The sequence below is a fragment of the Streptomyces sp. NPDC048434 genome (genome assembly GCF_043200375.1).
Classification (GTDB): Bacteria; Actinomycetota; Actinomycetes; order Streptomycetales; family Streptomycetaceae; genus Streptomyces.
Map to the genome: position 1 here is coordinate 25,088 of NZ_JBICXQ010000020.1, position 25,378 is coordinate 50,465.

At 72.1% G+C, this 25,378-nt stretch carries 25 protein-coding genes; 12 read left to right on the forward strand and 13 right to left on the reverse strand.

The features are described 5' to 3' along the window. Positions 1-109: 109 nt before the first annotated feature. The 5 genes from ACGFWI_RS23275 to ACGFWI_RS23295 all read right to left on the reverse strand — a co-directional run bounded on the left by ACGFWI_RS23275 (position 110) and on the right by ACGFWI_RS23295 (position 3,657). Entirely contained in the window at positions 110-703 is a 594-nt protein-coding gene (locus ACGFWI_RS23275) for a hypothetical protein (RefSeq protein ID WP_393907912.1), read from the reverse strand. Positions 704-871: 168 nt separating this feature from the next. Then, complete coding sequence (locus tag ACGFWI_RS23280; protein WP_393907913.1) at positions 872-1,315, reverse strand: ATP-binding protein; 444 nt, start codon at positions 1,313-1,315, stop codon at positions 872-874. Further along, a complete protein-coding gene (locus ACGFWI_RS23285; protein WP_393907914.1) occupies positions 1,309-2,199 on the reverse strand; it encodes an MEDS domain-containing protein in 891 nt (296 codons plus the stop codon). The genes ACGFWI_RS23280 and ACGFWI_RS23285 overlap by 7 nt, the downstream gene beginning before the upstream one ends. Before the next feature lie 143 nt (positions 2,200-2,342). Beyond that, positions 2,343-3,167 (reverse strand): MOSC domain-containing protein, encoded by an 825-nt coding sequence (locus ACGFWI_RS23290; RefSeq protein WP_393907915.1) that lies wholly within the window; start codon positions 3,165-3,167, stop codon positions 2,343-2,345. A gap of 46 nt (positions 3,168-3,213) precedes the next feature. Continuing rightward, a complete protein-coding gene (locus ACGFWI_RS23295; protein ID WP_393907916.1) occupies positions 3,214-3,657 on the reverse strand; it encodes a DUF6643 family protein in 444 nt (147 codons plus the stop codon). Between the two features lie 246 nt (positions 3,658-3,903). Between ACGFWI_RS23295 and ACGFWI_RS23300 the strand changes: the two genes are divergently transcribed. After that, entirely contained in the window at positions 3,904-5,283 is a 1,380-nt protein-coding gene (locus tag ACGFWI_RS23300) for a TerD family protein (protein WP_393907917.1), read from the forward strand. 21 nt (positions 5,284-5,304) lie between these two features. Here the strand turns inward: ACGFWI_RS23300 and ACGFWI_RS23305 are convergent, their stop codons facing one another. After that, positions 5,305-6,453 (reverse strand): glycosyltransferase, encoded by a 1,149-nt coding sequence (locus ACGFWI_RS23305; RefSeq protein WP_393908052.1) that lies wholly within the window; start codon positions 6,451-6,453, stop codon positions 5,305-5,307. 236 nt (positions 6,454-6,689) lie between these two features. On the opposite strand from ACGFWI_RS23305, the gene ACGFWI_RS23310 reads away from it, so the two are divergent. From ACGFWI_RS23310 to ACGFWI_RS23320, 3 genes are all read left to right on the forward strand, one after another. Continuing rightward, positions 6,690-7,538 (forward strand): glutamate racemase, encoded by an 849-nt coding sequence (locus ACGFWI_RS23310; RefSeq protein WP_393907918.1) that lies wholly within the window; start codon positions 6,690-6,692, stop codon positions 7,536-7,538. Between the two features lie 94 nt (positions 7,539-7,632). Beyond that, entirely contained in the window at positions 7,633-8,250 is a 618-nt protein-coding gene (locus tag ACGFWI_RS23315; RefSeq protein ID WP_393907919.1) for a hypothetical protein, read from the forward strand. A gap of 74 nt (positions 8,251-8,324) precedes the next feature. Further along, positions 8,325-8,822: an NUDIX domain-containing protein gene (locus tag ACGFWI_RS23320; RefSeq protein WP_393907920.1), complete on the forward strand. Its 498-nt coding sequence runs from the start codon at positions 8,325-8,327 to the stop codon at positions 8,820-8,822. Positions 8,823-8,879: 57 nt separating this feature from the next. On the opposite strand, the gene ACGFWI_RS23325 is transcribed toward ACGFWI_RS23320, so the two are convergent. After that, on the reverse strand, positions 8,880-9,443 hold the full coding sequence (locus ACGFWI_RS23325) for a hypothetical protein (RefSeq protein WP_393907921.1): 564 nt from the start codon (positions 9,441-9,443) through the stop codon (positions 8,880-8,882). Between the two features lie 258 nt (positions 9,444-9,701). On the opposite strand from ACGFWI_RS23325, the gene ACGFWI_RS23330 reads away from it, so the two are divergent. The 3 genes from ACGFWI_RS23330 to ACGFWI_RS23340 all read left to right on the forward strand — a co-directional run bounded on the left by ACGFWI_RS23330 (position 9,702) and on the right by ACGFWI_RS23340 (position 12,974). Beyond that, positions 9,702-10,496 (forward strand): 3-hydroxybutyrate dehydrogenase, encoded by a 795-nt coding sequence (locus ACGFWI_RS23330; RefSeq protein ID WP_393907922.1) that lies wholly within the window; start codon positions 9,702-9,704, stop codon positions 10,494-10,496. A gap of 70 nt (positions 10,497-10,566) precedes the next feature. Further along, a complete protein-coding gene (locus tag ACGFWI_RS23335; RefSeq protein WP_393907923.1) occupies positions 10,567-12,648 on the forward strand; it encodes a helix-turn-helix domain-containing protein in 2,082 nt (693 codons plus the stop codon). Between the two features lie 131 nt (positions 12,649-12,779). Then, the gene (locus tag ACGFWI_RS23340; RefSeq protein ID WP_393907924.1) at positions 12,780-12,974 is read left to right on the forward strand and encodes a CsbD family protein; all 195 of its coding nucleotides are present in this window, start codon (positions 12,780-12,782) and stop codon (positions 12,972-12,974) included. 147 nt (positions 12,975-13,121) lie between these two features. Here ACGFWI_RS23340 and ACGFWI_RS23345 read toward each other — a convergent pair whose 3' ends face one another. From ACGFWI_RS23345 to ACGFWI_RS23365, 5 genes are all read right to left on the reverse strand, one after another. Further along, on the reverse strand, positions 13,122-14,528 hold the full coding sequence (locus ACGFWI_RS23345) for an MFS transporter (protein WP_393907925.1): 1,407 nt from the start codon (positions 14,526-14,528) through the stop codon (positions 13,122-13,124). A 350-nt stretch (positions 14,529-14,878) separates the two neighbouring features. Beyond that, the gene (locus ACGFWI_RS23350) at positions 14,879-15,745 is read right to left on the reverse strand and encodes a GNAT family N-acetyltransferase (protein ID WP_393907926.1); all 867 of its coding nucleotides are present in this window, start codon (positions 15,743-15,745) and stop codon (positions 14,879-14,881) included. 316 nt (positions 15,746-16,061) lie between these two features. After that, a complete protein-coding gene (locus ACGFWI_RS23355) occupies positions 16,062-17,297 on the reverse strand; it encodes a cytochrome P450 (RefSeq protein WP_393907927.1) in 1,236 nt (411 codons plus the stop codon). A gap of 12 nt (positions 17,298-17,309) precedes the next feature. After that, entirely contained in the window at positions 17,310-18,662 is a 1,353-nt protein-coding gene (locus ACGFWI_RS23360; RefSeq protein ID WP_393907928.1) for an NAD(P)/FAD-dependent oxidoreductase, read from the reverse strand. Next, positions 18,659-18,913, reverse strand: a complete 255-nt coding sequence (locus ACGFWI_RS23365) for a ferredoxin (protein ID WP_393907929.1) — start codon at positions 18,911-18,913, stop codon at positions 18,659-18,661. Before ACGFWI_RS23365 ends, ACGFWI_RS23360 begins: the two co-directional genes overlap by 4 nt. Before the next feature lie 181 nt (positions 18,914-19,094). Here ACGFWI_RS23365 and ACGFWI_RS23370 point away from each other — a divergent pair, with 181 nt between their 5' ends. The 3 genes from ACGFWI_RS23370 (at position 19,095) to ACGFWI_RS23380 (ending at position 22,751) form a co-directional block, all read left to right on the forward strand. Next, positions 19,095-19,760, forward strand: a complete 666-nt coding sequence (locus ACGFWI_RS23370) for a TetR/AcrR family transcriptional regulator (RefSeq protein ID WP_393907930.1) — start codon at positions 19,095-19,097, stop codon at positions 19,758-19,760. Positions 19,761-19,882: 122 nt separating this feature from the next. Next, on the forward strand, positions 19,883-20,635 hold the full coding sequence (locus ACGFWI_RS23375; protein WP_393907931.1) for a hypothetical protein: 753 nt from the start codon (positions 19,883-19,885) through the stop codon (positions 20,633-20,635). 253 nt (positions 20,636-20,888) lie between these two features. After that, positions 20,889-22,751: a beta-galactosidase family protein gene (locus ACGFWI_RS23380; protein WP_393907932.1), complete on the forward strand. Its 1,863-nt coding sequence runs from the start codon at positions 20,889-20,891 to the stop codon at positions 22,749-22,751. On the opposite strand, the gene ACGFWI_RS23385 is transcribed toward ACGFWI_RS23380, so the two are convergent. Beyond that, positions 22,643-23,587, reverse strand: coding sequence for a LysR family transcriptional regulator (locus tag ACGFWI_RS23385; RefSeq protein ID WP_393907933.1), 945 nt, complete (start codon positions 23,585-23,587; stop codon positions 22,643-22,645). The two genes, ACGFWI_RS23380 and ACGFWI_RS23385, sit on opposite strands and share 109 nt — an antisense overlap. A gap of 285 nt (positions 23,588-23,872) precedes the next feature. Here ACGFWI_RS23385 and ACGFWI_RS23390 point away from each other — a divergent pair, with 285 nt between their 5' ends. Further along, positions 23,873-24,697, forward strand: a complete 825-nt coding sequence (locus ACGFWI_RS23390; protein ID WP_393907934.1) for a hypothetical protein — start codon at positions 23,873-23,875, stop codon at positions 24,695-24,697. Beyond that, positions 24,694-25,377, forward strand: a complete 684-nt coding sequence (locus tag ACGFWI_RS23395) for a class F sortase (RefSeq protein WP_393907935.1) — start codon at positions 24,694-24,696, stop codon at positions 25,375-25,377. Before ACGFWI_RS23390 ends, ACGFWI_RS23395 begins: the two co-directional genes overlap by 4 nt. The last annotated feature ends 1 nt before the right edge of the window (position 25,378 follow it).

Consider the following 25,378-nt stretch of genomic DNA (forward strand, 5'->3'; position numbering starts at 1 on the left):
GATGTCCGCTTTCTGGTCTGCGGGGCCCCAGCCGAGAGGCTGGCGCCACCACCGTAGCGCGCCGGGCGGGCGGCAGTTGACACGGTCAGCCGCCTGGAGAGGCAGCCTCTCAACTCCCCGCGCCGGCCCGGCCCCAGTCCTGGCCCGCGCGCTCCCACTCCTCGTCCCAGCGGCGGAAGCGACGCACCATCAGCTGCCAGACGACCAGCCGCCGGGCCCCCTCGATCATCATGCCGACCCCGGCCGCGGTGCCCAGACCGGCCAGCACCGCATGCGTACCCGCCGTGCTGACGTCCATCGGCCGCGGCACCACCCGGCCCCGGTCATCCGTCCAGATCCGGAACCTTTCACCGGTCTCCACCGGACGCGGCGCGGCGAGCTGTCCGATGTGCGCACTGCCGTTCGGGGCCGTCCAGCGGGCGATGACCCGGCGGTGCGCATCGCGCTGCGACGAGGTCTCGGGATCGGGGTCGAGCGGGGCCCGGGAGACCAGCCGGTCGACCGTCACCCACTCCAGATGCCGCTGCTGGTGCTGTATCCGTACGGTCGCCAGCAGTGCGCCGTGTGTGGCCCCTCCGGCGAGCCGGCCCACGGACGTCGCCCCGAGGGCGACCAGGACGGCGGCGGCGAGCGCCACCCAGGCCTCGATCCGATCGGTCCGGCGCCACAGCGGATTGCGCCGCCAGCGCCATATGCCTCTCATCGCTCGCATCGTGCCCCCTCTCCGAGTCCGTGGATACCTCATCAGGGGTGCTCCGTGCGAGAGTTCTGCGAAGAGAGAACAACTTCACCCGGTACAAAGAGCGACAACCGGACGTATGGCACGTGTCCTGGGCCCCTGGTCCGGCGTCCGGCGGGACCGGCGCCGCGGTCAGCGCAGCCGTACCGTCACTGTCACGACGGCGCCCGTCATGCCGGTCTCCGGGGCTCCCTCGGCGACCGCGAAACGGTCCGCCACCAGCCGTGCCAGCCACAGCCCGCGCCCCTTCGGCGCACCGTCCAGGCCCGGCAGCAGCTCGGGGATCACCTCCTCGCTGAACCCGGGCCCCGCATCGCTGATCCGGCACTCCAGCTCGTCGCCCACCCGCCGCAGCACCAGCCGCCCCGAACCGCCCGCATGCTCCACGGCGTTCCCGGCGATCTCGTCCACCGCCAGGACGAACTCGCCGCGCCGCGGCTCGCACAGCCCCTCCCGGGCCGCGCACTCCTCGACCAGCAGCCGCAGCTGCGGCAGCAGCCGGGCGGTGAAGCGCCGCTGCAACAGCCGGCGGCCGGACTCCTCCGCCGGCAGCTCGGCCGGATCGGGGCTCACCACGCCCGCACCACCTCCGTCAGGGCCAGCCGCGGCAGCGTCGCCGCACCCAGCCGTCGCAGCAGCCGGCGCTGCCCGCGGTCGCAGCGCACCTCGACCAGATCGTGGCCCGCGGCGCAGCGGGCCAGGGTGAGCAGACCGACGGCGCAGCCGACCGACAGGAAATGCAGCCGGGTCAGATCCACCGTGAGCCACCGGGCCGGTGCCGTCTGCGCCAGCGCGATCTCCAGCGCTCTGCTGAACGCGGTCCGATTCGCGGCATCCGCCTCGCCGATGAAGTGCAGCGTGCCGTCCGGGGCGCGCAGTGACCGCAGGCTGCCCAGGCGTTCCAGGAGGGCGCACGGATGCGCCCGTTCCATGGCGGTGAGCAGCGGGCGGTCGAACCGGCGGCGGTCGTAGGCGCAGACCTCCGTGTACGGCCGGCCGGTGAAGAGCGCCTGCGCGCCGGTCTCGCGGCACGCCATCACACCGAGGTCCGCGCCGAGCGCACGCACCCAGCCCATGTCGATGAACGCCCGCAGGCCCGTGTACCCCTCGGCCGTCGCCCGGTCCGTCTCCGCGTACAGCCGGCCCATCTGGCGCGCGGCCGTGAACTCCGTGTCCGGCCGGATCACCTCATGCATGCTGCTCACCACCAACTGGCCCCGCTCGCGCGCCGACACCGTACTGCGGCTGGGGAAATCGATCCTGGCCAGTACCTCGTCCTCGGGCACCCCGGGGCAGGGCAGCACCAGCACCCTCTCGGCGCGGGACAGGCCGAGCCGTACGAACGCCGTGACGACCTCCCAGCGCACCTCGTCATCGCCGTAGCTGACAAAGGCGTGGTCCCCGGGCCGCAGATGCTGGACGGGAAGGAGACGGGCGCACCCGGTGTCGTTCGCAGACATCGACACCAGCTCTCCGTCTTCCGTCGGCCGCTCCCGTCGGCGGAGTCGGGCGCTCACCGCCGACCGTGGTCACCGGGCCGCGGCGGCCCGCGGCCGCCGTGAACGCCCACGGCGCGACGTTGGCGAACGGCCGCGCCGGCCCGTCAGCCGAGTATCTCGAACGGGTCGCCGATACGGATCGTGCCGGCGCCGCGGGGGATCAGATTCTGGCCGAAGACCAGCCGGTCACCGAAGCGGCGATGCCGGGCGAGGGTGCGCAGCGGCTCCTTGCCGCGCTCGGCGGTGCGCTGGTCGGTGGTGGTGACCACACAGCGTGCGCTGGGCTTGGCCACGTCGAAGACCACGTCGCCGATACGGACCCGCTGCCAGTCGTCCTCCGCCCAGGGCGCGGTGCCGTCCACCACCACATTGGGCCGGAAACGGTTCATGGGCAGCGGCCCCTCGTCGGCGTGGTCGCCCTGCGCGATGAGGGAGTTGAGTGCGTCCAGCGACGAGGTGGTGGTCAGCAGCAGCGGGAAACCGTCGGCGAAACTGACCGTGTCACCGGGCTCGCAGTACTGCGGGTCGACGGGGCGGCGCTTCTCCGGGGCGTCGAGATACACCAGCCGGCACTCGACTCCCAGATACCCGCCGAACCACTCGGCCGCCGCCGGGTCCGCGGGCACCGCCTCGACCTCGTCCTTCCAGACCTCGACCGGGATCGTCTCCCCGGAGGCGGGCACCTCGACGGTCAGCGGGCTCCTCCCGGGCGCGGTGAGCCTGAGGCCGCCGCCCGGCAGCCCCTCGGCATGCGCCAATGCCAGCGTCCGCTGCTGTCGTTGGGTGATCTGCCTGCGCTCGGCGTCCACCAGCAGCCAGCGTCGGTCCCCGGCGAGCCCCCACGGCTCCACTACCGCCTCGCCGGGACCGGACCCCGCAATGGATTTGACCGGGTAGAGATGGATCGACTGGAGCGCAGGCTTCGGCATGCCGTCCATCCTGCCAGCAGCCTCGGACAGTTGACCGACGCCCAGGTCAGTACCCGCGCGGGTACTGCCGGCCGTACGGGTCGTCGTACGGCGAGGCCGGCCGGGGCGCGACCGGAGCGGCCGGCCGCATCGCCTCATACCCCGTGCCCATCGGCGGGCGCTGGGGCTGCTGCTGGGACGGATAGCCGCGGGTGCCCGCCTGCTGCGGGATGTACGGCGCCGGAGCCTGCTGCAGCGGGGCGACCGGCTGTGCGGCCGCTCCCGGGTAGCCCTGCGCAGGCGACGGGTAGGAAGGCGCGGCCGGAAGTGCCGGCAGTGCCGAGGTGCGCGCCGGCAAATAGGACGAGCCCGTGTCGTAAGGGGAGGGGTTCACCCGGATCGGGGCGATCTGCGGCGTACCACGTTCGGCGACGAGGCTGTCGTAGATCGGGGTGTCGGGGAAGGAAGGCGAAGCGTAGTAGCCGCCGTAGGTAGAGCGGGGGGAGGTCATGCCTCATAAGTTAAGCCCACGATGTGCCGATTGGGGAGCCTGGAAAGAGGGTTGTTTTGCGTGTTCGGAGCGGTGGTGGATCCCCAATGGGAGCGAACTTGTGGAAATCGGTCGCGATCGCCCGTAGGAATCCTGTAAAGACCCCGCTTCTCGCAGGTGAACAAGGGGCGTTCGGACGGGCGGGGGCCCAGTAGGTTGGGAGTGCCACCAGTGACGGGGCACGGCGGACGAAAGGAAGGCGCAGCGATGTCGATGCTCAAGGGCAGCAATGTTCCGGTTCCGGCCCCGGAGGTCCGGGTGGAACTGGGCTGGCAGGCGGCCCCGGGGACACCGGACGTGGACGCCTCCGCCCTGCTGCTGGTGTCCGGAAAGGTCCGGGACGACGGAGACTTCGTCTTCTACAACCAGGCCGCACACGCCTCCGGCGCGGTACGCCATGACGGCAAGCGCCCGGCCGGCGGCGCGATGACCGACACCCTGACCGTCGCCCTGGCCTCCGTCGAACCCGCCGTCGACAAGGTGGTGCTGGCCGCCTCCGCCGACGGCGGCACCTTCGGGAGCGTCCCCGGGCTGCACATCCGGGTGCTGGACACGGCGAGCGGCGCCGAGCTCGCCCGCTTCGACAGCAAGGACGCCGGCACCGAGACCGCCTTCGTGCTCGGCGAGCTCTACCGCCGCCAGGGCGCCTGGAAGTTCCGTGCGGTGGGGCAGGGTTACGACACCGGGCTCGCCGGACTGGCCACCGACTTCGGCATCAGCGTCGACGAACCGGCGCCGCCGCAGCCCACGCCGCCGGCCCCGGCCCCCGCCATGCCCACGCCGCCGCCCCCGGCGCCCGCGCCGCCCATGGCCCCGCCGCCCATGGCCCCCGCGCCGCCGTTGCCGACGGGGCAGCCGGCGGCGTCCGTTCCGCCTCCGCCGGGGCAGCCCGCGCCCGCCCCGGCGCCGCCTCCCGTTCGTCTGACAAAAGTCACCCTCACGAAGGACGCCCCAGCCGTCTCCTTGACGAAGCAGGGCGGCACCTCCGGGGCGATGCGGGTGAACCTCAACTGGAGCGGCGGCTCGGCGGGCAAGCGGCTCGGCAAGACGCTCGGCCGCAAGGCGATGCAGGCCGTGGGCGCCCGCGGCGCGCTGCTGTCCCCCTCCGGCGAGCTCGACCTCGACCTGTGCGCGCTGTACGAACTCACCGACGGCGCCGCCGGTGTGATCCACCCGCTCGGCAACAACTTCGGCGCCCTGCAGGCCCCGCCGTTCATCCAGCTCGACGGCGACGACCGCACCGGCGCCGCCGAGGCCGGCGAGAACATGACCATCAACCTCGACCACCAGGCACGCATCAAGCGCATCCTGATCTTCGTGACGGTCTACGCCGGCGCCCGCAGCTTCGAGGGCCTGAGCGCGACGGTCACCCTCCAGCCCCAGCACGGCGCCCCCGTCGACTTCTCGCTCGACGCCTGCACGGTGCCCTCCAACGTCTGCGCGCTCGCCCTGATCACCAACACCGGCAGCGAACTCGTCGTCCAGCGCGAGGCCCGCTATCTCGTTCCCGAGCCCGGCGTCAGCCCACAGCGCACCGTCGACTACGCCTACGGCTGGGGTCTGGACTGGTCACCGGCCCGCAAGTGACGGCGGCACCGGGGGCGCCGCTCAGGGCGCCGGGTACGTCCGCCCCTTCCACGCCGCACCGCGCCCCCGGTAGTGCGCCACCGCCGAGTCCACGGTCATCAGCAGATACAGCAGCGCGGTGAAGGGCAGCAGCGGCGCCCACCACAGCGGCTGCCCGTAGTAGCGCAGCATCGGCAGATATGTCCCGCACATCACCGCCCAGGCCGCCCCGCCGAGCGCGGCGAGCGTCGTATTGCCGTCGGCCAGTCCGGCCACCAGCGCGACGGGCGGCGCGAGATACACCAGCGCAAGACCGAGGACCGTGCCGAGCAGCAGCATTGGCTGGTGCCGCAGTTGGGCGTATGCGCTGCGCGAGACCATCCGCCACAGGTCGGCCGGCCGCGGATACGGCCGCACGCTGTCCACCCGGTCCGCAAGCCCCAGCCAGATCTTGCCGCCGGAGCGCTGCACCGCACGGGCCAGCGTCACATCGTCGATCACCGCATTCCGGATCGTCTCCGGAATGCCCGCCCGCTCAGCCGCCTCCCGCCGCAGCAGCACACAGCCGCCGGCCGCCGCCGCGGTGCGCGCCCCGGGACGGTTGACCCGGCGGAAGGGATACAGCTGCCCGAAGAAGTACACGAAGGCCGGCACGATCAGCCGCTCCCAGAAGGTCACCACCCGCAGCCGCGCCATCTGCGACACGAGGTCCAGCCCCGCCGACCGGGCCGCCGCCACCAACTCCCGCAGGCTGTCCGGATCATGCGCGATATCCGCATCCGTCAGCAGCAGATACTCGGGTGCGACGCGCTCCCGCGCCAGCGCGATCCCGTGGCGTACGGCCCACAGCTTCCCCGTCCACCCGGGCTCGGGCTCGCCGGGCGAGGACACCGTCAGCGGCAGGCCCCCGCGCGCGGCCGCCAGCTCCCTGGCCCGTGCGCCGGTCCCGTCCGTACTGCCGTCGTCGACCAGGAACACCTCCGCCCGGCCCGGGTACTTCTGCCCGAGCAGCGACGGCAGACTGTCCGGCAGCACCGCGGCCTCGTCCCGCGCCGGGACCACCACCGCGACCGACGGCCAGCGCTCCGGATCCCGGCGGTCCGGCAGCCGTACGTCCGTCCGCCAGAAGAAGCCCTGCCCCAGCAGCAGCCACACCCAGGCCAGCAGCGACCCGGTACCGATCCACTCCATCGCGCTCACGGCCGCAGTCTGCCGCACCGCCACCTGCACACACCGGCGATCGACGCGGTGTCCCGGGACGGAACGGAACGGATCGAGAGGGTGCGGGACGGAGAGAGAAGGGGCGGGACGGTACGCGAGGGCAACGGGCCGGGAGACCGTCCGCCGCCCGTCCGTGGCCCCGGCGGGCCGCCCGGCTGCCGCGCCCGGTATGACAAGCCGGACGTGCGACTGAGTAAAGTGTCCGGGTGAAGATCGCGCTGATGGACTCCGGGACCGGGCTGCTCGCGGCGGCCGCCGCCATGCGGCGACTGCGGCCGGACGCCGATCTGGTCCTCTCCTCCGATCCCGACGGGATGCCCTGGGGCCCCCGCACCCCCGACGATGTCACCGCACATGCGCTGGCAGTCGCCCGCTCCGCGGCCGCACACCGCCCCGACGCCCTGATCGTCGCCTGCAACACCGCGTCCGTGCATGCGCTGCCGGCGCTCCGCGCCGAACTGGAGCCCGATGTCCCGGTCATCGGCACCGTCCCGGCCATCAAGCCCGCCGCGGCCGGCGGCGGCCCCGTTGCCATCTGGGCCACCCCCGCCACCACCGGCAGCCCCTACCAGCGGGATCTGATCGAGCGGTTCGGGCAAGGCGTGGAGGTCACCGGCGTGCCCTGCCCGGGGCTCGCCGACGCGGTCCAGGCCGCCGACGAGGCGGCGATCGACGACGCCATCGCGGCCGCCGCGCATCGCACCCCACGGGACGTGCGCAGCGTGGTACTGGGCTGCACCCACTACGAGCTGGTCGCCGAACGGATCCGCGCCGCCCTCCAGCAGCCCGGTGCCCCCGCCCTCGTCCTGCACGGCTCCGCCGAGGCGGTCGCCGCCCAGGCGCTGCGCCGCATCGGTGCCGAGCCGGCGCCGGCGGCCGCCCCGACCGGCGCACTCAGCGTGATCCTCAGCGGCCGTCCCGCCGGACTGCCGGCCGTGGCGCTCGTCTACGCCGAGGGCCGGCTGCTCGCCGAGAGCCCGACGGACATCGCCCCGGGGGCCTCCGCCGAGGGCGCTCCGGCGGCCGACGGGGTCGCCACCGCCGCCCCCCGCTGACGTCAGGCATGGTGTCGGCGGCACCGCAATCCGGGCCGTGAATGCCCCGCCCGACGCGCTGCCATAGCGTGCAAAGACGCGTACGCTGCGTCTCATGAGGGACCACCCCCACGAGGGGGCAGCAGCCCCCGACGACCCTGGCACGAGCGATGGCGCCGACAGTGGAGCGCGCCCCAGCGGCGGCTCCCATGCAGAGATTCCCGAGGTCTGGCACGGCAGTGCCACCAACCGCATCCAGTGGCTGCTGGCCGCGGTCGGTGCGGGCTGTCTGGCGCTGGGCATCGAGCTCGCCGTCGACAGCAGCTGGACCGCGGGCCTCGCGCCCCTGGTGATGTCGGTGGTCGGCTGTGTCGCGGTCGGCCTGCTGGTGCTCTTCGGCACGCTCGCCTACGTCCATGTCGCGGTACGCGTCGACAAGGACTGTCTGGAGGTGCGGTGCGGCCATATAGGGGTGCCACGCCGCCGGATCCCCCTCGACACCGTCGTGGGCGCCGACTTCACCCCGCAGGTCACCCCACGCCACTGGGGCGGCTGGGGCTACCGCTGGCGCCCCGAGCAGGGCACGGCGGTGGTCGTACGCCGCGGTGAGGGCGTCGTGGTGCGGCTCGGCGACGGACGCGACTTCACCATCACCGTCGATGACGCCGAGGGCGCCGTCCGCGCGATCCGGGGCCGGCTGCGGCCGCGCAAGGGAACCCCGGCAGGCGCCTGAACGCCGGGCGGGGCCGCGCACGCGGCACGTCCCACGGCCGGGGTTCCGCCGGGGGTGTCCCGTAGGGTCGGAGGATGGCAACCCCCGATTTCATCCGTGACCTCCGGAGCTCCATCGGCCGGCAGCTGCTCTGGCTGCCCGGGGTGAGCGCGGTCGTCTTCGACGACCAGAGCCGGGTCCTGCTGGGCAAGCGGGCCGACACCGGTGGCTGGTCGGTGATCGGTGGTATCCCCGAGCCCGGTGAACAGCCCGCCGAGACCGCGATGCGCGAGGTCTACGAAGAGACCGCGGTGCGGGTCGTCGCCGAGCGCGTCGTTCTCATCGAGACCATGCCGCCCACCCACTACCCCAATGGCGATATCTGCCAGTTCATGGACGTGACGCTGCGCTGCCGGGCGGTCGGCGGCGAGGCGAAGGTCAACGACGACGAGTCGCTGGACGTGGGCTGGTTCGCCGTGGACGCCCTGCCGGAGCTTGAGGAGTACGCGCTGACCCGCATCAAGCGGGCGCTGGAGGCCGGGCCGACGTGGTTCCACGAGATGGGGGAGGAGCCGGACGCGCAGCAGCCCTGAGGGGTCGTCTCCGGGGCGACCCGGGGTGCTCCGGGGTTTCTCCGGCGGCCGGAGGGGCTACAGCTCCTCCGTCGACGGTTCGTCCATCGGGTCGGAGGGCTCACCGGGAACCGGGGGCAGCTGGGACCCGCGGGGTTCGCCGGGCTCCTCGGACGGGCCCGGGTCGGAGGGGGGATCGGTCGGCTCCTCGGTGTGCATCTCCCGCTTGTCCTTGCGGCAGGTCGTGATCCAGGTGCCGGTGGGGCCGCTCTCGTACTGGCAGAACCAGCCCCGCACGGCCAGGGTGCCCCGGTCGTCCCGGGCCTCGCGCGGCGCCCGCACGAAGAACTCGGACATCACCTGGCGGGCCTCGTCGCAGCCCACCGTGCCACCGGCCCCGGGATCCGCGAAGAGGGTGACGTCCCCCGCCTTGCCCAGCGCGTCGGGGAGCGCGCCGCAGTCCATCGGCTGCCCGGGGACGGTGGGGGACGCGGAATCGGGGCCGTCGCCCGGAGTCCGGTCCGGGCCCGGACCGATGCCCGGCGCGGACGACGCCGCGGCCGTCGGGTCCCCGCCGTCGTCCCCACAGCCCGCCGCGGCCAGGGCGAGCAGCACCGTCGGCACGGCGATGAGCCTCCGCATGTCGGTCTCCTTGTGGCGGCGGTGCGCAGACGGCACGCTGCGTCGTACGACGCTAGGAGCTCTCCGGGGGCCCGGCGATCCGGGACGACCGATCGGGTGAAGCCGGTGGGCCGCCAGGAGCGGCGGGGCACCAGCCGTCACGACGGTGCGGGCGGGTGCGGGCACCACATCTGACGTGCGCCGCCACCACCTCCGTCCGGTGAAGTGTGGCGCCGAGGCACATCGGAGCCGGACCCGGCCGCTGCCTAAGGTGCCGACATGACCGTGATCGGCACCCCAGGCCCGGTATCCCTCGACCTCGACGGCCGCACCGCGCTCGTCACCGGCGCGGCCAGTGGCATCGGACGCGCCTGCGCCCTGCGGCTGGCAGCGGCCGGCGCCACGGTGCGCGCGGTCGACCGGGACACCGCCGGTCTGAACGGCCTCGTGGCGGCTCACCCGGACGGCGCCCGCGGCGGCATCGAACCCCGGCCGCTGGACCTCACCGATCTGGACGCCGCCGAACGGGTCGCGGCCGGCGCCGATCTGCTCGTCAACAACGCGGGCCTCCAGCTCGTCCGCCCCATCGAGGAGTTCCCGCCCGAGGTCTTCCACCAGGTGCTGACCGTCATGCTGGAGGCGCCCTTCCGGCTGCTGCGCGGCGCGCTGCCCCATATGTACGCGCAGGGCTGGGGCCGCGTCATCAACATCTCGTCCGTGCACGGCCTGCGGGCCTCCCCCTTCAAAAGCGCGTATGTCGCGGCCAAGCACGGCCTGGAAGGGCTGTCGAAGACCGCAGCCCTGGAGGGCGCCCCGCACGGCGTCACCAGCAACTGCATCAATCCCGGATATGTCCGCACCCCCCTCGTCGAACGGCAGCTCGCCGACCAGGCCGCCGCACACGGCATCCCCGAGGACCGCGTACTGGCCGACCTCCTGCTCGCCGACTCCGCCCTCAAGCGGCTGCTCGAACCGGAGGAGGTCGCCGAGGCCGTCGCCTACCTCTGCACTCCGCAGGCGTCCTTCATGACGGGCACCTCACTGGTGCTGGACGGGGGCTGGACCGCGCATTGAGCGGCCCGCGGTCCGGTACCCGCCCCCGGAGGCTGGCGCACCGCGGCGACCCGAAGGTATCCCTGTGACCATGCCCACCGATCAGCCGACGCCCGAGCCGGACCCCGAGTCCGTGGACGCGTCCCCGCCGCCCGGTCCCGTGGACGTCCGTCCGCCGGAGCCCGTTCCGTACGACCGGGAGCACGATCCGGCCGACGCGCTCGCCCATGACCCGGCCGAGACCCCTTTCCTCGGGCTGCTGGCCACCGGCGCCGCCGCCGAGGAGTACGAGCGGCCGGTGCTGCGCGCCCGCGCCGAGGGCGCGTCCGCCCGCCGGCTCGCCGCACTGGAGCGGGCCAAGCTCCTCGCCCTGCGGGTACGCGCCGAGCTGGAGGGCCGCCGACGGCGCGAGGAGGAGCTGTCCGCGCTCTATGCCACCGCCCACGACCTGGCCGGGCTGCGCGACCTCGACGCGGTGCTGCGTGCGATCGTGCGCCGGGCCCGTTCCCTTCTGGGCACCGAGGTCGCCTACCTCACCCTCAACGACCCCGCCGCCGGTGACACCTATATGCGGGTCACCGACGGCTCGGTCTCCGCGCGGTTCCAGCAGCTGCGGCTCGGCATGGGCGAAGGCCTGGGCGGGCTGGTCGCACAGACCGCCCGCCCGTACGTCACGGACAGCTACTTCCACGACGAGCGCTTCCGCCACACCCGCACCATCGACTCGGGCGTCCACGACGAGGGCCTGGAGGCGATCCTCGGGGTACCGCTGATGCTCGGCAGCGGCGTGATCGGCGTACTCTTCGCCGCCGACCGCCGCGAGCGGGTCTTCGAGCACGGCCAGATCGCACTGCTCGCCGCCCATGCGGCGCATGCCGCCGTCGCGATCGACACCGCCAACCTCCTCTCCGAGACCCGTAAGACACTCACCGAACTGGAAGCCGCGAACGAGATCATCCGCGACCGCAGCTCGGTCATCGAGCGCGCCTCGGACATCCACGACCGGCTGACCGAACTGGTGCTGCGCGGCGGTGGGGTCCAGGACGTGGCGGACGCGGTGGCGGAAGTCCTGGACGGCGAGGTCGAGTTCACCGATCCCGGCCGGGCGCCGGCCGAGGCACTGGCCCGCTCCCGCGCCGACGGCCACGCCGTACGGGATGGCACCGAATGGGTCGCGGCGGTCGGGGCGGGCGGTGAGGTGCTGGGCGCCCTCGTACTGCGCGGTCACCCGGCCCTCGACCCGGTCGACCAGCGCACCCTGGAGCGGGCCGCCATGGTCACCTCCCTGCTCCTGCTCGCCCGGCGGACCGCCGGCGAGGCCGAACAGCGGGTGCGCGGCGAACTGTTGGACGACCTTCTGGACGCCGCCGACCGCGACCCCCGTCTGCTCGGCGAACGCGCGGCCCGGGTCGGCGCGGACCTCGACGCACCGCATGTCGTCCTGGCGGCCCGGACCGACGGTGCACCACCGGCGCACGGGGCTGCGCCGTCCGACGGCGACGCCGCGTCCCACCCCGACGCCCACCCGCACGGCGTCGACCGCCGCCGCATATGGTCGGCGGCCTCCCACCTCGCCGCCACCCGCCATGGACTGGCCGCCGTACGGGACGGCGGCGCCGTTCTGCTGCTGCCGCTCGGCCCAGACGACGACCCGGCGCACACCGCCTGCGAGATCGCCGACCGGCTCGGTGCCGCGCTGCACCAGCCCGTCACGGTCGGCGCCTCGGCCCCGGTCCCGGCCCCTGCGGCCCGCCCCGCGGCGGTCGCGGACGCCTACGCGGAGGCGCGGCGCTGCCGGGAGGCACTGCGGGTGCTGGGCCGGGCGGGGCAGGGGGCGGCCGCCGCCGACTTCGGCTTCCTCGGTCTGCTGCTCGCCGACACCCGCGACGTGGACGGCTTCGTCGACCGCACGCTCGGCGCGGTCGCCGACTACGACGCCCGCCGCGGTACGGAGTTGCTGCGCACCCTCGGCGCCTACTTCGCCTGCGGAATGAGCCCGGCCCGTACCAAGGACGCGCTGCATGTCCATGTGAACACCGTCGCCCAGCGCCTGGAGCGGGTGAGCCGGCTGCTGGGACCCGACTGGCAGACCCCGGCCCGTGCTCTGGAAATCCAGCTGGCGCTGCGGCTGCACCAGCTGTCCTCCGCCGTGGCGCGCGATACCGGTGCGTAGCCGGGTCCCGTGATCCGCGCCGGGCCCCGGACCGGCCGGTACCGATAGCCGCCTCCGGGTGCGCGCCGCCGCGACCTGCGGCAGCGTGGTGCCGAAGCTTTCCCCCTTCCCACGGGACAAAGGAGTTCGTCATGGGTGACAAAGGCGGCATGGACAAGATGAAGGGCAAGGCCAAGCAGAAGGCCGGCAAGGCCATGGGCGACGAGCGGATGAAGAGCGAAGGCCGCACGGACGAGACCAAGGGCAAGGCCAAGGGCGCGATGGGCAACGCCAAGGAGAACATCCAGGGGATGAAGGACTCCCTGAAGGGCAAGAGCCACTCCTGACGCCCGGCGGGGGCGTGGCGGACCTGCTGCCCCGTCTCCCGGAGCGTCCCCGGGCCCGCCACGCCCCCGCCGAACATCAGGTTCCCGGACCCTTGGGGCCTGCCCTTCGGATCACGGCCGGCCCGGCCGTGATCCGAAAGGCACGCTCTAGGACGGTACGGCGGAGGACGCCCCGCCCTCCGCCGCTCCCGGGCCCGACGCACGGAGCGCGCCCGCCGTCGCCGTCCCGTCCACCGCGGCGAGATCCCGGCTACGGGTCTCGCGTGCCACGCCCACCGCGACCAGCGTCAGCAGCGCGGCGGCGATGACGTACAGGGCGATCGGCGTCGGGCTGTCGAAGTCGGCGAGCAGCGCGGTCGCGATCAGCGGGGCGGGCGCGCCGGCCGCGACCGAGGAGAACTGGGCACCGATCGAGGCGCCCGAGTACCGCATCCGGGTCGCGAACATCTCCGCGAAGAAGGCCGCTTGCGGCGCATACATCGCACCGTGGAAGACCAGCCCGACGCTCACCGCGAGCAGCAGCAGCCCGAACTGGCGGGAGTCCACCAGCGCGAAGAACGGGAACGCCCAGGCGGCGACGCCGACCGCGCCCAGGAGATAGACCGGCCGGCGCCCGATCCGGTCCGAGAGCGCGCCCCAGGCGGGGATGACCGCGAAGTGCAGCGCCGAGGCGATCAGCACGGCGTTGAGGGCGGTCTGCTGGGACAGTCCGGTGTGCGAGGTCGCATAGACGAGCACGAACGCCGTGATCACGTAGTACGAGATGTTCTCGGCCATCCGCGCCCCCATCGCGATCAGCACATCCCGCCAGTGGTACTTGAGCACCGCCACCAACGGCGTCTTCTCCACGGCGGTGCCCTCCGCCCGCCGTACCTCGGCGCTCGCCAACGCGGCCTTGAACACGGGCGATTCATCCACCGAGAGCCGGACCCACAGCCCCACGACGACCAGTACGCCCGAGAGCAGGAACGGCACCCGCCACCCCCAGGACGCGAAGGCCGCGTCCGACAACAGCGCCGTCATCACCGACAGCACTCCGGTGGCCAGCAACTGCCCGGCGGGTGCGCCGGTTTGCGGCCAGGACGCCCAGAATCCACGCCGCCGTGCGTCACCGTGCTCCGACACCAGCAGCACCGCGCCGCCCCATTCACCGCCCAGCGCAAACCCCTGGACCAGCCGCAGCACGGTCAGCAGCACCGGCGCCGCGGTACCGACCGTCGCATGCGTGGGCAGCAACCCGATCGCGAAGGTCGCGCCGCCCATCATCAGCAGGCTCAGCACCAGCAGCTTCTTACGTCCCAGCCGGTCCCCGTAATGCCCGAAGACCAACGCACCGACGGGCCGCGCCGCAAAGCCCACCGCGTAGGTCAGAAACGACAACAGGGTCCCGACGAGCGGATCGGAGCCGGGGAAGAACAGCTTGTTGAACACCAGCGCGGCGGCAGATCCGTAGAGAAAGAAGTCGTACCACTCGACGGTGGTGCCGATGAGGCTGGCGGCGACGATGCGCTTGAGGCTGGTGGGCGCGGGCGGGGAGGTTGCGGGGGCGGCCATGGTCACCACTTCCGGGCGGGTACGGGGACGTTGAGGTGTCGCCACACCGTAGAAACGCCCAGGTCAGGCGCACATGTGGCGGGACACCACACTTTGGGCTCCGACCGTGCGCGCGGGCACCATGACGTGATGCAGAGGGGAAGCCCGGGGCGAAGTAAGCGTCAGGGCCTCGGCCGGTGCCGATGCCGCTTTTGGTCAGTTTTGAGGTGCGGTGCTGACTCCCGTACTGACCGAAGTCCCATGTCATCACCCCTGATCGCCCCGCCCGTGCTGACCAGCGATGGGCGCCGGGCCCGCGACCGAGCTGCCGCGAGCGGGAAGGCGCCCATCACGATCGAGGAGACAAGGCGCTAGGCGTCCCGGTATCGGTCCCGGACCTCGGGGCGTTGCTGGAAGCCGGCTGACGTGTAGGTGGCGACGGCTCCCACATTGGAGCTCGGGGTGCAGACGATCGCGCTCGACGAGCCCAACCCCTGGAGTGCGGCCGCCGCGGCGACGGTGATCGCCTCGCCGTAGCCGTGACGGCGGTGTTCCCGGTGCACGCCCATCGGTTCGAGCAACCCGGGCCTACCCGGACCGGCCGACCACACTGTCACCGCCGCCACCGCGTTGCCCTGGTCGTCGTACGCGACCAGACACCGGGCGTCGGCGTACGGCAATCCGGCCGCCATCGCGTGCCAGCGCTCGTCCGTGAACCTCGACCCGTCGAACGCCGCCCGGTGTACGGCGGCAAACACGTGCGCCTGCTCCGGCCCGACCACCTCGATCCGCATGCCTGGGTCCTTCACCGGCTCCGTGAGGTCTCGGCGCAGCGGCGTCCACGGCTCGTCGGCGTTCCAGCCGTCCTCGAACAGCAGATCGTGGACCAGTGCACCCGTCGGCGTCTCGATGTTCACCCTCCCCTCGGGCAGCACGCCGCGCTCCGGCTCGGTCACGTCGTCAACCAACTGCTGCGCCAGCTCCTCCTCCCGCTGAGCGTCTGGCGCGATCGTCAGCCGCAGCAGCCCGGGGCCGTCCAGCAGCCCGACGGCGAGAATCCGTCCGTCCCGGCTCCACGTCCTGACCGCCGCGGCGGTTGCTTCCGCACCTGACCGCCAGAACCAGCCCAGGTCCCCCGGATGCAGTTGCATCGGCGCCCCGTCGTACTGCCACTTCCGCAGCACCCCCACGGCCTGGCTCAGCCCGTCGACTCCCGGCTTGCCCAACACGATCGCCATACGCCCGATCACACACCACCGCACCGCCAGTCCGCACCCGGTTTCCGACCGGCCGGCGTGGTGCGGGTTCGGCGACTCGGGAACCGCCGCCACCACCGGATACCAGGCAGAGAGCGTGGTGGCGGACGTCCGGCGGGGAGGCGGTGGGACGGTGAACGGGCACCGTGACCCCGGTGATCCGTCTGGCCGGGTTCCGGCCGGATCGGATGGCGGGGCCGTGCCGGGCCCCGCCGCTGATGTCGTCGTGCTCCATGACCCGTGGCGTACTCAGGTCGTTCGCGAGCCGCTGCAGGGACGGTTCGTCCAGGCCAACCGGTCAGGCCGCGCCCATGTCGGGCAGGAGGCGGGTGAAGGAGACCGGGAGGCGTTCCGGGCCGCGCAGGATCGCGTTCTCCCGGTAGGGCGGGGGATCGGCGACCAGGCGGGGTGACTCCAGCCGGCGGGCGAGTGCCGTCAGGGCGATCTGTGCTTCGGCGCGGGCGAGGGTGGCGCCGATGCAGTAGTGGATGCCGCCGCCGAACCCGAGGTGGGCGTTGTCGGTGCGGTCGGGTACGAACCGGTCCGGGTCCGCGAAGCGCTGCGGGTCGCGGTTGCCGGCGGTCAGGAGCAGGCGGACACGTGAGCCCTTGGGGATGGTGGTGCCGGCGATGTCGATGTCGGCCAGGGTGCTGCGTCCGGACATCTGTACCGGCGGGTCGTAACGCAGCACCTCCTCCACGAGCGGAGTGGCGAGATCGGGGTCGGTGCGCAGCCGGGCGAGGGCATCGGGGTGGCGCAGCAGAGCGAGGGTGCCGTTGGCGATGAGATTGACCGTGGTCTCGTGGCCGGCGATGAGCAGCAGGCCGAGGGTGACGCGGAGGTCCACGGGGTCCATGGGGCCCTCGGGCCCCTGGCCGTACATCAGGCCGGAGAGCAGGTCGTCGCCGGGGGCGCTGTCATGCCGAGCGATGAGCCCTTCGAGATACTGCTGCAACTCGGTCCGCGTCTGCTGGAGTTCGCGGATCTCGTCCTCGGTCTGGGTGTCGATGGGGTCCAGGCCCCGGGTGAGCCGACGGGCGAGACTGCCGAAGAGGGATTCGTCCTCGCGTGGCACGCCGAGCAGTTCACAGATGACGGTCACGGGCAGGGGATAGGCCAGGTCGCCGACGACGTCCAGCACTCCCGCCCGTTCGCTGGTGTGCGCGTCGAGCAGCCCGGTGACGAGGGTGTCGATGTGGTCGCGCATCTCCATGACGCGGGGTACGAACTGCTGGGTGACCAGGCGGCGCAGCTGGTCGTGACGGGGCGGGTCCTCGACCAGCAGGCTCTTGCGGATCGGCCGCTGTTGTTCCGGGGGGAGCCGGTCGGCGCTGATGCGCGGGTCGCGCAGCAGCAGGCTGATCTCGCGGTGTCCGCTGACCAGCCAGGTGCCGTCGTCCATGCGCACGGCCGGCTGCCGGAGCAGCTGCTCGTAGTAGGGGTAGGGGTTGGCGCGGTGCTCGTGGCGGAGGGCCTGCGCGAACAGCGCTGAGGCCGTGGTCCGGTGGGTGGTTGAGCTCGTGGTCGAGGCCATGGTGGATTTACCTCACTCGTGTCCGGCCAGGACGGACGGGGTGGACGGCACGGACGGTATGGACGGGCGGCCCGGTGTGGGGGCGGCGGGCCGGGGGAACGCAGGGTCGAGCGGATGGGGCCGGTCCGGTCCGTCGGTCGCGTTGAGCACCGGGGGGAAGGGTGCTCCGGCCTCGATCAGGGCGGCGTATCCGTCCAGCACTTGGGGGGAGTCCACCGCGACGGCGGCGACCAGACGGCCGCGTCGACCGTAGGCGGTCACGAACCGCCGCTGGTCGGGCGAGCCCTGGGTGAGGACGACCTGATCGGCCAGGGCGGGCAGCCCCAGGCACTTGAGGTTGACCCCGAACTGGTTGGACCAGAACGCCGGCAGGGGGCGATGGGTACGAGGCGCGCGCGACCCGTGGGCCATGTTGTGTGCGGCGGTCCGGGCCTGCGCGACGGCGTTGTCCCAGTGGTCCAGGCGCAGGAGTTGCCCGGGGTAGAGCGGGTGCGGCCAGCGGGCGACGTCACCGGCGGCGAAGACGTCCCTCACCGGTGTCCCGTCGTCGGCCAGGGCCCGGCAGGAGTCGTCGCACACCACCCCGCGGACATCGGCGGCCAGCCCGGAGCCGGTCAGCCATTCGGTGTTGGCGACGGCGCCGGCGGCGACCACGGCCACCTCGGCCTCCACCACGGTGCCGTCGGAGAGGGCCGCCCGCCGCAAGTTGCCGTGGGCGTCGCCTTCCAGCGTCCGGACCGTGGTGCCCAGCCGCAGGTCCACCCCGGCATCGCGGTACCAGTCGGTCACGGCGCCGCCGATCACGCCGCCCAGCGCACTCACCAACGGGGTGTCGCCGCGCTGCGTCACGGTCACGTCGAGGTTCAGGTCGCGGCAGACCGAGGCGACCTCGCCGCCGGTGAAGCCGGCGCCGATCACCAGCACCCGGTCCGGCCCCGCGGCCAGTGCCGCGCGCAGCCGGTCGGCGTCGTCGCGGGACCGCAGCACATGCACCCCGTGCAGGGCACCGCCCTGCTGCCGGGGCCAGGGCCGGGCCCGGGCACCGGTGGCGATCAGCAGCCGGTGATACGGCACCTCCCGCCCGTCCGCCAGCGCCACCCGGCGTTTGGGCAGGTCAACGCCGGTCGCGCGGGTGCCGAGCAGCCAGCGAGCATCGATGTTGCGCGCCCGGGGCAGCACGGTGTGGTCGGTGGGCAGCCAGCCGGACAGGACCGCCTTCGACAGCGGCGGCCGGTCGTAGGGCGCATACGGTTCGTCGCCGATGAGCGTGAGCTCACCGTCGAACCCTTCGTCGCGCAGTGCCTCGGCGGCGCGCAGTCCGGCCAGGGAGGCTCCGACCACGACGATGCGCTCGGGGCCGTTCACCGCGCACGCTCCGGGGCCAGGGGCGCGGGCTCGGTTGCCCTGCCCAGAGCGATGGCCTGTACGGGACACGCTGCGGCGGCTCGCTCCACCTCGCGGCGGGTACGTGGATCGGGCGCGTAGTCGTATTCCAGCGCCTCCTCACCGTGGAACCGGAAGACGGTCGGTGCGGCGTAGACGCACTGTCCATAGCTCTGGCATCGGTTCAGATCCACGACGAGCCGGAGCTCGTCGGGGGGCGGATCGGTGGGCATTTCTTCGCTCTCCTCCCAGGTCGGCGGGGGTTCGGCGGCTCTTTCGGCGGTTGTCGGGCGTCGCCTTGCGACGATCCCGCCGGTTCGATCGCATCCGCCATTCAGATAGCAACCACTATTCGAACTGTACACGCTATCGGCGCATTGACGTAGTGATCGCTATCCGAATAGCATTGGCCATATGAGTACCGACCGAGATGAACCGGCGCGGCAGCGGCTCACCCGTGCGGAGGCCAAGGCCCGCACCCGGCGACTGCTGCTGGACGCGGCGGCCCGGGTCTTCGCCCGCAAGGGCTTCGCCGGTGCCTCGGTGGAGGAGATCGCCGAGTCCGCGGGCTTCTCCATTGGCGCGCTGTACTCCAACTTCAGCGGCAAGGAGGCTCTCTTCCTGGAGCTGATGGCCGAACGCGGTATGGGCCGCGTGGCCGAGGCCGCCCAGACCCTCGACCGCCACGAGGCGGGCACCGGTGAGGCCGCCGCCGAGCTGGGACGTCTGTTGGTGCATGTCGCCGACAAGGACACCGATTTCGCGCCGCTCCAGGCCGAGTTCTGGCTCTACGCCGTACGCAACCCCCACGTCCTCGACACGATGGCCGCCGCCTTGCGTGAACCGCGCCAGGCGCTGGAGGGCCTGATCGACACCTGGCTCGCGGAGCAGGGCGCACCCGCCGAGGTCCCCGCCGAATCCGTGGCCACGGTGGTGACGGCGCTGTTCCAGGGGCTGGTGCGCTTGCGGCGCGTCGATCCCGACAGCGTTCCCGAAGAGCTCTTCGGCCAGGCCCTGCGATGGCTGTTCAGCGGCATCGGCGCGGACCCCGCACCGGACCGCCCCACCGACCAGGACTGACCGACGCGGCGCCACTGATCGCCCCGCGGCCGCCACCGACGGCGGGTGCCCCGCGCACACCGCTGCCACGGCAGGGTCGCGGATCGCCTCGCTCGCAACTCCGCCCGCAAGGAGCCGCTTTCATGAACCCGCAACGCCAACCGGCTGCCCGGGGTGTCCGCAGGGGCTACGCCGTGGCCGGCGTGGTCCTCGCCGTCATGTGGCTGGGGGAGACCAACGAGCCGGCCTGGGCCCACGCCGTGCGTGCCACCGTGCTCCTGCTGCTCATCCCGCCCCTGCTCCTGCGGACCAACCGCCGCCTCACCGCCGCGTTTTACGAGTCCGCGCACCCCCGCCGGGCGCTCACCCGCCTGATCACCGCCCGGATCCTCATTGTCTCGGCAGCCGTCGTCGTCAGTGCCCTCCTCGGTCACCTGATGGCCCCGGGCGCCGACCATGACATCAGAGCGCTCGGTATCCGCGTGCTGTGCGTCCTGCTGACGATCCCGTTGCAGATCCGCGCCGCACACCGTGCACGGGCCGGGGGTGGGCACCCCTCGGCCCGTCCCACCTTGTCGGCACCCCGGGTGATCTGCGCCAAGCTGGGCCTCGTCGCCGCCGCACTGCTGGCCCAGATGGTGATCGATCCTTATGTGGCCAACGCCCAGGTGCTCACCGCCGTGGCCGTCGCCGTCGCCGTGACCGTCCTGGGCCCCAGGGTCCACGCCAAGCTGCTGATCACCCCCACTCCCGGGACCGCTGTTGCGGTCCCCGTCCGGTCCGCGAAGCGGCCCGGCTCGCCGGTCGGCCCGCAGTGCGCGGAGCCGTCCTCGGTGCCGGCCACGGGCCGCGGCGGTCGGCTTCGGTCGGCCCTCGCCCCTGGGCGTTTCCTCTGACTTCTGCGCACGGACGGGGTGATGGCCGGGCCCGTACCCGGGGCGGGCAGGGAGCCGGAGTGCGTTGGAGGCCTGAACGTCGTTTCCCCGTGGGGCAGTTCGTGGGCGGCTCGTCCGCGCCTCGTTCGCCGTGTTCGGTCACGAACCCTTGTGCTCGTTTCTGTTCTACACAACACTCGCAATGCACAGAAACACGCACTACTGAACATGTTCGCGTCGTGGGCGACGATCGGTCGAGCCGAGGAGTGCAGAGATGTCGCAATTCAGTCGACGTAGATTCCTGAGCGCAGCCATGGTGGGAGCCGCGTCCGTGGGCGTCACCGTGGGCAGCAGCCGGACCACCCTCGCCCAGGCCGAGGGCCTGCGGGGACTGACCACCCGTGGAGACCAATTCCTGCTGGACGGCGAGCCGTTCCGGATTCTCTCGGGTGCTTTCCACTACTTCCGGACGCATCCCAAGGACTGGCGCGACCGGTTGACCCGGATGCGGGCCATGGGCCTGAACACCGTGGAGACCTATGTCGCCTGGAACTTCCACCAACCGGACGAGGGGAAAGCCGACTTCACCGGGTGGCGCGACGTCGCCGCCTTCGTGCGGACCGCGGACGAGGTCGGGCTGAAGGTGATCGTGCGACCGGGACCGTACATCTGCGCGGAATGGGATTTCGGCGGCCTGCCCGCCTGGCTCCTCAAGGACAAGGACGCGCCGCTACGCCGTTCCGACCCCGCGTTCGAGCGAGCGGTTGACGCCTGGTTCGCCGAACTCCTGCCCCGGTTCGTCGATCTGCAGGCCACGCGCGGCGGGCCCATCATCGCCATGCAGGTCGAGAACGAGTACGGCAGCTACGGCGACGACCACGGGTACCTGGCTCATCTGCGGGACACCATGCGGGCACAGGGCGTGGACAACCTGCTGTTCTGCTCCAACGGACCCACCCAGGAAGCGCTGAAGGCCGGCAGCCTTCCCGATCTCCTGTCCACCGTCAACTTCGCCGGGGATCCCAGCGGCCCCTTCGCCGAGCTGCGCACATTCCAGCCGGACAAGCCCCTGTTCTGCACGGAGTTCTGGGACGGCTGGTTCGACCACTGGGGAGAGCCGCACCACACCACCGACCCGGCGCAGACCGCCGCCGACGTGGAGAAGATCCTCGAAGCGGGAGCGTCGATCAACTTCTATATGGCGGTGGGCGGAACGAACTTCGGCTGGTCCGCGGGTGCCAATCTGAGCGGCAGCGCCTACCAGCCCACCGTCACCAGCTACGACTACGACTCCCCGATCAGCGAATCCGGCGAACTCACCGAGAAATTCCACCAGGTGCGCGAGGTGCTGGCCAAATACACCACCTTGCCGAGCACGCCCCTGCCGGCCACGCCGCGCCGCATGCCGGCACAGAAGGTCGCCGTCCGCGAGTCGGTGCCGTTGATGGACGCGCTCGACGCACTGGGCACTCCGGTACGGCACAGCGCTCCCGTCCACATGGAGGCGCTCGGGCAGCCGTACGGACTGATCCACTACCGCACTCGGGTGCGGGGGCCGCAGGGGACCAAGGGCCTGAGAGTCACGGGCCTGGGCGACCGTGCGCTGGTGTTCGGCGACGGCAGGCGCATGGGCACCTTCGACCGTAACCAGCCGGACCACAGCGTCGACTTCACCGTGGACGGCGCGTCCAGCACCCTCGACCTCCTGGTCGATCCCACCGGGCGGGTCAACTTCGGCCAGGGACTCAATGACCCCAAGGGGATCAGCGGCAAGGTTCTCCTCGACGACGAGGAACTGAGCGACTGGGAGATCCGCCGGCTGCCTCTCGACAACCTCTCGGCTCTGACGTTCGGCAGCGGAGACACGCCGACCGGCCCCGCGTTCCACCGCGCCCGGCTCCAAGTCGACACCCCCGCGGACGGCTTCCTCGCCTTTCCTGGCTGGGACAAGGGCATGGTCTGGCTCAATGGATTCGCGCTCGGCCGGTACTGGTCCCTCGGGCCGCAGATCACCCTGTACGCGCCAAGTCATCTGTGGCGGAAGGGGCGTAACGAGCTCGTCGTGCTGGAGATGGAGCGGACGGGGGACGAGATCGAAGTACGGTCTGCGCCCGATGTCGGACAGGGAGCGCCGTGAAAGTGGATCTTTATTGGCGGTGAGCCAGCCTTGTCGGGCCCGGTGATCCGACGAACGGCCAAGGGTTCGCCCGGTGCGGGGCCGGTGATCACCAGCGGGTGCAGGCCGTACTGCGGTTCGTCTGTGACGACCGCCACGCCCTGGCCACGTGCCGCCAGTGCCTGGGCGGCGCGTGGCAGGTCCATCTCCTGCACGGGCTGCCGGCCGAGCGGCCCGGACATCCTCGACAGATGGTCGTCGAACACCCTGCGCGCGGAGTAGGTGAGGGTGGGAACGATGAGGGGTTCCCGCCCGAGCTCCGTCAGCGGCACGGTGGGGCGGCCAGCCCAGGGGTGCTCGGCGGGTACCTGTGCGAACACCGGGAAGCGCACGACGAGGCCGACCTCCAGGCCGGTCGCACCCGGATGCGAGGAGAAACCGAGGTCGGCCTGCCCGCTGGACACGGCGTCGGCGATGGCCGCGGTGGGGACCTCCGTCAGGTTGAGCACGGCGTGCCGAGAGACGGCGGCCAGGGGCGCGAGGACGTCGTTGATGGTGGTCACCGTGGAGGCGACCGTCAGGCGCGGCTCCCGGCCCTCGGCGAGGGTGCGCATCATCGCCACCGCCTGGTCGTGCCGGGTCACCAGATCGCGGGCGACGGGCAGCAGGCGGGCCCCGGCCGCGCTGAGGTGCAGCCGCCCGCGGTGCCGTACGAAGAGTTCGAAGCCCAGGGAGTTCTCCAGCTGACGGATCTGCCGGGACAGCGAGGGCTGGGCGACGTGCAGGGCTCGCGACGCCGCTGAGACGGACCCGGTGTCGACCACCATGAGGAAGTACCGGATCGTGCGGATCTCCATTCCGCCTGTCTACCAGCTCACCCTGCTGGAGAGTGCGCCCTGGGAGCGTCGCCTGCTGGAGCACGTGCCGGTCGGGGCGCACGGTGGTGCGCGGCCACCGTGACCTCGGCGCCGGCGGCGTGGCGGGCCCCGGGAGAGGGACCGTCGGAAATTTTTCAACACGCCACCAATCCGGGGGCGTTGCGGCTCCGAATAACGAGCGGCACCTCGCCGAGGTGTCGCTCTCGAACCCGGACGACGTGCGGCCCCTCTTCCCCCGTGGAGGCCGCCGGAAAAGGATCGAACGTGATAGCCAAGCGCACCAGCCGCCTCGCCGTACTCGTCGCTCTGCCCGCCGCCCTGGCCCTCACCGCGGGCGCCTCGTCCCAGGCCGTCGCCGAGGGCACCGGAGCGTTCCAGATCAATCTGGCGCAGCTGAACAACTCCGGTTCCAAGGGCACGGCGATGCTCAGCCTCCAGGGCAACCGGCTGACGGTGAAGATCGAGTCCGAGGGGCTCGTCCCCGGACAGCCCTCCGCCCAGCACCTCCACGGCTCCACCGATGGGCATGACTTCCACTGCCCGGATGCGAGCGACGACACGAACGGCGACGGCGTCCTCGACAACACCGAAGCCACGGTTGACTACGGCAACATCAACATCTCCCTCACCACCAAGGGACCGACGGACATGATGAGCGGCCTCGCCGTCGACCGCATGCCCGTGGCAAACGCGCAGGGCAAGCTGTCCTATCAGCGCACACTCACCGTCTCCCAGGCGGTGGTCGACCACATCAAGGACCTGCACATCGTGCAGCACGGCATCGACCGCAACAACAACAAGAAGTACGACTTCGACGGTGCGGGCAAGAGCGAACTCGACCCCAAGCTCCCCCAGGAGGCCACCGCCCCGACCAACTGCGGTGAGGTCAAAGGCGCCGCGGTGGGGTCCATACCCGTCGGCGGGGTCGAGACCGGAACCGGGCCCTCCGCGGAGAAAGGGGTTCCGGTGGCGGTGATGGGCGCCGGAGGTGTCGCCTTCGTGGCGGTGACCGGTGTACTGGCTGTTCTGCGACGGCGGAAGACCGTGTTCGCCGCCGGGCGGACCGGGAACAACGGGGGCGTCGCGTGAGCCGCCGGAGCGAGGACAGCGTGCGCACCGTACGCCGCCGGGGCCACCGCGTCCTCGGCTGTGCGATCGGCGCGGCCATGGCGGCCGTGCTCGTCGCCGGGTGCGGCGGGCAGGAAACGGCGCCGCCCCGGTCGCTCCCCGCGACGCAGCCGCCGACCCAGGGCGGGGACTCGTCCCAAGACGAGCAGACGGGCGGCGGATCCGGGAGCCAGGCCGCGGCCGGCATGCCGAAGTCGGTTCCGGAGCGGATCTCCATCCCGTCGATCCAGGTCTCCTCCACGCTGGAGACGCTGGGACAGCACAAGAACGGGTCCATGGAGACGCCCCGCGACCCCGCCAAGGCGGGCTGGTACCGGCCGGGCCCCACCCCCGGCTCCCAGGGACCGGCCGTGATCGCCGGCCATGTCTCCTGGAACGGCAAGCCGTCGGTGTTCGAGAAGCTGTCGACGATGAAGGCCGGTGACACCATCGAGGTCGCCCGGCAGGACGGGAAGACGGCGAAGTTCACCGTCGACCGCGTCGCCCAGTACCCGAAGAACAAGTTCCCCACGGTCGAGGTGTACAAGAACGTCGACCACGCCGGTCTCCGCCTGATCACCTGCGGCGGCCAGTACGACGAGGGCCAGCACTACTTCCCCGACAACGTGGTGGTGTTCGCCAGCCTCACGGGCAGTGCGTAGG